We start from the raw sequence: 6063 nt of genomic DNA on the forward strand, positions 1-6063 counted from the left end.
TCAATTGGCAGAGCAGCTGACTTGTAATCAGCAGGTTGCAGGTTCAATTCCTGTTGTCAGCTCCAAAAAGCTTTGGTTTATCCAAGGCTTTTTTGTTTTGAATAAAATAAATAATTTATTATTTATCTTTAACTTTGGATATAGATTGATTAAGTATAATTCATAAATTATGATAGAGTATATAGGGATATAATACATGGAACCTTAAACTAAACTTTAAGCTACTATGATTTAGAGTATATTCATAGATGTGGTACATCTATAGATATATCACAGGGTGCTTGAAATTAAACTTTAAGTTATTAAGATATACAGTCTATTCAAAGAATTAGGTTGGAAGAAGAACTTATTTAGATATAAAGGGCAATTTACCATTTTAGATCTAAGAATCTTAGAGTTAGTAATGGTATTTAGAATATAAATAAAATATAAAATAAAAGGATTTATTGCATCAGCAATAAATCCTTTATATTTTAAGGAGTTACAATTAACTTAAGTGCTTTAGTAAGACATTTTTCTACACAAGCAGGTCCACCTTCTCTACCAATGCAAAGATCACATTTACTAGCAACTAGTTTTTCTTTTAATACTAAATCTGATTTAGTTTGAACCTTAAGTTTTTGCTGTAATACCTTTTTATCCTCTTCATATACAGGAACCATATCAATAGCTCCAAAAGGACATGCTATCATACAATTTTTACATCCTACACATGTAGTTCTATCTATACATACTACCCCGCCTTCGTTATGAGAGATACAGTTATTTGGACAGGCTTTAGCACAAGGTGCTCCCTTGCAATGTCTACATTGAACAGGTGCAGTAACCTTATTAGTCTTAATAACCTTTAAACGAGGTGTAAATTCTATTTCTCCTTGAGATGAAAATATATTCTTTTCAGAGTGTGCTACAACGCAAGCGATTTCGCAGGTTCTACAACCGATGCACATATCAGGATTTGCGATAACAAATGAACTCATTATTTTTGCTCCTTTCGTAAAACAAGTATTCCTTAAAGTTTGTTCAAATTTATACCTAGAGTATATTTAAAATATGAGGCTATATTATTTATAAAGATTTACAGTTCTAAATAAATTTTCCGCTGATCTAATAGCCTTAGCGTTCATGTCCTGTAATGGATCTACTAGTGTTAAGGCGTTGTTTGGACATGCCTCTACACATTTACAGCCATCTTTGTCCACGCATAAATCGCATTTATAAGCTATGTTCTTTGCTCTTTTATTTGGAACATCATCTTCTGTAGCAGCCTTTGGAATTATACTTATAGCATCAAACGGACAAACCTTAGTACAAGCTCTACAGCCAACACAAAGAGTCTCATCTATAACCATTCTATTCTTTATTTGCTTTATAGCACCAAATGGGCATCTATTTGCACAAGGTGCATCCTCACAATGATTACATTTCATAGTAACATAAGAAACATCATCCTGGAGAACAACATCTAAATGTTCTTCTTTATTGTGTGCTGTAAGACATGCAACTTGACAAGCTTTACAGCCAGTACATTTTCTAGGATTAACTACAATAAAAGAATTAATTGCATTACTCATTTTATAATCACCTTTCAAATATTAAATATTTAACCTATACAACTTTAATAAAATAAAAATACTACAGATCTAAGGTATTAAGAAATTTAACCTCTATGAATTCCCCTATAGAAGTTAGGTTATTTAGATCCAATACCGGAATTGAGGTGTCTAAGTCTTCATCACTAGCTATAGCTAAATAAGTTTCCTTATTATAGCTAGGATTATTGTATAATAAATTTTCATCTACATCCCTTCTATGAACCTCTATTTTAGGATAATTATTATTTTTAAATCCTTCTATAATAACTAAATCCATATTATTGAAAAGAGGAAGTATCTCTTCAACGGTTTTCTCTTCCTTTAAGATCTGTATCATAGCTAACTTTTCTGAAGATGCAACAATTACATTGTCTGCTCCAGCTTTAGAAAATCTATAGCTATCCTTACCTTCTTTGTCTATATCAAACTTATGAGCATCATGTTTTAATACTCCTACCTTTAAATCCTTATGTTTAAATATTCTAATAAGACCTTCAATTAGAGTAGTTTTTCCCATACCAGATTTAGTAGATACAACGGAAATAACTACAGGTTTTTTATTATTATTTAAATATAAATCGGCCATCAAGTTCATCTCCTATATGTACGGTATCTACGCCCTCGGGAATTATTATTATTCCATTGGAGCGACTCACAGTCATCAGATGATTTGAACACTGAGATCCAATATCATAGGCATAGTATTTTCCATTCTCTTTTTTTATTTCGACGTAAACATATTTTCTTCTTGATTTCTTAAACTTAAAGCTATCTCCAGAAATAATCTTAAAAAGATCATTACCTGAAACATTAACCCCCATCATATTTTTAATAGTAGGCTTTATAAATTCTTCAAAAGTTGTGATGAGAGATAAAGGATTACCAGGAAGACCAAAGAAGAACTTATTATCTAGTACTGCAAAAGTTACAGGTTTACCTGGCTTAATAGCTATGGCATCAATTTTTATCGTTGCACCAATCTCTTTTAACACATCATCAATAAAATCATAATCTCCAGCGGATACTCCCCCGGAGGTAATCACTAAATCAGAAGATGATAGGGCAGTAAAAATCTTCTCTTTAAGATCTTCTTTATTATCACGTGCTATACCTAAGGATAGAGCATCTATGCCTAAATTTTTAAGTAAGGCTTTTAAAGAGGATTCATTAGAGTTTCTTATTTTACCCTTTTCAAGAGGAGAGTCTATATCCTGAAGCTCATCACCAGTGGACATTATGCATACCTTAGGAAGCATGTAGGTAGTTACGCTACTATATCCTAAAGAGGCTAATAATGCGATTTCTGCTGGTCTTATAAGAGTTCCTTTTTTAAGAGCTAAATCTCCAACCTTGATTTCTTCACCCATCTTTATAATATTAGTATCAGGTTTTACAAATTCAGATAATATCACTTTGTCATCTACACAAGACACTTTCTCTATTTGTATTACGGCATCAGCACCCTTAGGTAAAGGTGCTCCAGTCATAATTTTTATGGCTTCATTAGATTTTAACTCACCTTCATAATAGTCCCCAGCCTTTATTAAACCTTTTACATTAAGATGTATATTGTTATCAAAGTTTAAGGTGTCATTACTTTTTATTGCATATCCATCCATAGCTGATTTATCAAAAGGAGGTAAAGTGTCTTTCGAGTAAATATCTTCCGCTAAAACTCTATTAAGAGAAGATATTAAATCTACTCTTTCAGTTCCTAAGATATTAATTTCTTTCTTTATTATATTTAATGCTTCCTCTATGTTAATCATAATTTTACCTCTCAATAAATTTTAATTTTTAACCCTAACCTATAAAATTAGATAAAGTTTATAGGTTAGGGTACACATGAACCTATATTTTCATCACAAAACAGTGTAATGAAAATATAGCAGTATCATGTAATAAATATTATATAATCTATACTATTTTTCTAAATTCATCTTATCTTTAAGAGCTGTGTAAGTTTCCTTTATGTGATTCTCAGCGGCCTCTTGATCCTCTATTCTTTCTACCTTTATTGCACAATATTTGTACTCTGGGGTTTTAGTAATAGGGTCCACATAGTCACTGGTTAGTTCATTACAAGCTCCTATCCACCATTGATATGTCATGTAAGTAGAACCAGGCTTAGTTCTATCTGTAACTAAAGCTCTAGTTATTATACTTCCACGTCTTGAAGATACACGTACAAGTTCCTCACTTTCTATTTGAAGATTTTTTGCATCTTCAATGCTCATCTGTATATATCCAGGTTCATCTGCTAGCTCTCTTAAAGCTCTACAGTTACCAGTCATAGTTCTTGCAGAGTAATGACCAACCTCTCTTACTGTAGATAAGCTAAGAGGATACTCTTCATCTGGTAATTCACCAGGAGCTCTCCATTCTGTAGCAAATAACTTTCCTTTACCAGTAGGTGTTGAGAATTTATTATCTTTATATAAATAAGGAGTGCCCTTATGATCGTCAGTAGGACAAGGCCATTGGATTCCACCTAACTCTTCTAATTTTTCATAGGTTGCTCCATAGAAGCTTGGACACAAACTTCTCATTTCATCCCAAATTTCTTTAGTGTTATTATATTTCATAGGATATCCCATAGCAGTAGCTATTTCACTTATTATCTGCCAATCAGGTTTTGCATCTCCTTTTGGCTCCACCGCTTTTCTAAATCTTTGGAATCCTCTATCCGCGCAGGAATATACTCCTTCATGCTCACCCCAAGAAGTGGCAGGTAAAACTACATCTGCATGAAGCGAAGTTTTATTCATAAATATGTCTTGAACTATTACAAACTCTAAGGCATCTAAAGCTTCTCTTACTTCTGATGCATTTGGGTCACTCTGTACTGGATCTTCACCAAATATATAATAAGCTTTTATCTTATTTTCATGTAATATTAAGTGAGGAACCTCAGTTATACGATATCCAGGCTTACTTGGAAGGTTAACTCCCCAAGCCTTTTCAAATTTAGCTCTTGCCTCATCATTGGTAACTGATTGATATCCAGGATATGAATCAGGAAGTGTTCCCATATCACAAGTACCTTGAACATTATTTTGTCCACGAACAGGTCCTATACCAACGTTAGGTCTTCCAAAGTTTCCTGTTAAAAGAGCAATAGATGCTAGACCTCTAACAACGTCAACAGCTTGAGAGAATTGGCATACTCCCATACCATAAAGAATCATAGCATTCTTAGCACTAGCATATTCTCTCATAGCCTTTCTTATATCATCAGCCTTAACTCCTGTTATTTTCTCAGCGTATTCAGGAGTATATTTTTCAACAGATTTTTTATATTCCTCAAAGTCTTCAGTATGTTTTTCAACATAATCTTTATCATAAAGATCTTCGCTTATTAAAACATTTCCGAAAGCATTAACTAAAGCCATATTAGTTCCACCTTTTAGCGGTAACCATAAATCAGCAATTCTTGCAGTTTCGGTAATTCTAGGATCAGTTACAATTATTTTTGCTCCCTTTTCCTTAGCTTTAACTACTCTTCTTGCAACAATTGGATGAGAATCTGCTGCATTATATCCAAATACAAATAATAAATCTGTATCTTCTATTTCAGGTATTGAGTTTGACATTGCACCGCTTCCAAGTGAAGTAGCTAGACCAGCTACTGATGGAGCATGTCAGACTCTAGCACAATGGTCTACGTTATTGGTACCGATTACAGCTCTCATAAACTTTTGCATAACATAGTTTGACTCATTTCCTGGCCCCCTAGCAGAACCTGTACCCATAATAGCGTCTGGACCATACTTTTCTTTTATGTAAGTTAATTTTTCTGCAATAAAACTAATAGCTTCATCCCAAGAAACTTCCTCAAGATCACCATTCTTTCTTATCATAGGTTTTTTTAACCTAGATGATAAAATTTTAGTATCATTTAAGAAGTCCCATCCATAATATCCCTTAAGACATAGATTGCTTTCATTGGTTCTTCCGTCGGCCCCCTCAGCCCTAACGATTTTACCATCTTCTACAACCAAATATAGCTGACAGCCTGCTCCACAGTACGGACAGACAGTTAGCACCTTCTCTTCCATTTATCAATTCCCCCTTTATAAGAAAAAGTAATATTACTTTAAAAAAAATAATATTTAAAAATATTATAAAATAGTATATTTTATACGTCAAATATATTATAAATATAAATTTACACAATTTTATAAAGTTTTAAATAACATAAGTTATTATACTTTACTATAAGATAAAATAATACAAATATTTAAAATAACATATATTAATATAATCAATAGATTGTATTCCTTATACTTATACAAAATAAAGGATATACCATTAAACTTATTTTAATTAGGTATATCCTTATATATGATTCAATTTATATGTTTTATATTCTATGTTGATTGAATTCTCTTTAGGTTATTTTGAATTCTTATATCCTCTCCGTAAAATTTAGACATATCAAAGTTACCTAAAAGTCTAGAGGTTATTC

The 6063-nt window shown here is 32.2% G+C and carries 5 protein-coding genes; all 5 read right to left on the bottom strand.

Annotated elements, in window-relative coordinates:
- Positions 1 to 473 precede the first annotated feature (473 nt).
- Positions 474 to 980, bottom strand: a complete 507-nt coding sequence (locus tag AB2369_RS10660; RefSeq protein ID WP_367666462.1) for a 4Fe-4S dicluster domain-containing protein — start codon at positions 978 to 980, stop codon at positions 474 to 476.
- An 84-nt stretch (positions 981 to 1064) separates the two neighbouring features.
- Positions 1065 to 1574 (bottom strand): 4Fe-4S binding protein, encoded by a 510-nt coding sequence (locus tag AB2369_RS10665; RefSeq protein WP_367666463.1) that lies wholly within the window; start codon positions 1572 to 1574, stop codon positions 1065 to 1067.
- Between the two features lie 61 nt (positions 1575 to 1635).
- The gene (mobB, locus tag AB2369_RS10670) at positions 1636 to 2181 is read right to left on the bottom strand and encodes a molybdopterin-guanine dinucleotide biosynthesis protein B (RefSeq protein WP_367666464.1); all 546 of its coding nucleotides are present in this window, start codon (positions 2179 to 2181) and stop codon (positions 1636 to 1638) included.
- Complete coding sequence (gene glp, locus AB2369_RS10675; protein ID WP_367666465.1) at positions 2159 to 3364, bottom strand: gephyrin-like molybdotransferase Glp; 1206 nt, start codon at positions 3362 to 3364, stop codon at positions 2159 to 2161. The genes mobB and glp overlap by 23 nt, the downstream gene beginning before the upstream one ends.
- Before the next feature lie 153 nt (positions 3365 to 3517).
- A complete protein-coding gene (fdhF, locus tag AB2369_RS10680) occupies positions 3518 to 5653 on the bottom strand; it encodes a formate dehydrogenase subunit alpha (protein WP_367666466.1) in 2136 nt (711 codons plus the stop codon).
- Between the last annotated feature and the right edge of the window lie 410 nt (positions 5654 to 6063).

The organism is Clostridium sp., from assembly GCF_040797585.1.
Classification (GTDB): domain Bacteria; phylum Bacillota; class Clostridia; order Clostridiales; family Clostridiaceae; genus Clostridium_Z.

Excerpts from the sequence above, each read along its gene's own strand:
- mobB (WP_367666464.1), bottom strand. The coding sequence starts at position 2,181 with ATGGCCGATTTATATTTAAATAATAATAAAAAACCTGTAGTTATTTCC.
- AB2369_RS10660 (WP_367666462.1), bottom strand. The coding sequence starts at position 980 with ATGAGTTCATTTGTTATCGCAAATCCTGATATGTGCATCGGTTGTAGA.
- AB2369_RS10665 (WP_367666463.1), bottom strand. The coding sequence starts at position 1,574 with ATGAGTAATGCAATTAATTCTTTTATTGTAGTTAATCCTAGAAAATGT.
- glp (WP_367666465.1), bottom strand. The coding sequence starts at position 3,364 with ATGATTAACATAGAGGAAGCATTAAATATAATAAAGAAAGAAATTAAT.